Genomic DNA, 287 nt, shown 5'->3' with positions numbered 1-287 from the left:
CTGTTCATCAGCTCCGTCACGATGGGCAGACCCGTCTCGCGCTTGGCCGTCTCGAGAAAGCGCAGCCACAGCTCGTGCAGCCCCTGAAAATCATACGGCGAGGTGCGGGGCTTGAACGCGCCGCCGCGCAGCACCTGTGCGCCCGCGGCCTTGACGGACTGCGCCACGGCCACGATCTGCTCCTCAGACTCCACGGAGCACGGCCCCGCGATCATGGAGAAGTGTCCGCCGCCGAACTTTGCCTCCCCCACGGAGATAACCGTGTCATCCGGGTGGAACTTCCGGTT

At 65.9% G+C, this 287-nt stretch carries 1 protein-coding gene; it reads right to left on the bottom strand.

What is annotated here, in order from left to right:
* Positions 1-287 (bottom strand): hypothetical protein (locus tag AC2FA3_RS15130; RefSeq protein WP_490510304.1); only part of this gene is annotated, 287 nt, incomplete at both ends.

It is taken from the genome of Janibacter sp. CoH_79_TC_3 (assembly GCF_058197955.1).
Note: the sequence above shows the minus strand (reverse complement) of the source record. Positions and strands in the feature narration are given on the sequence as shown.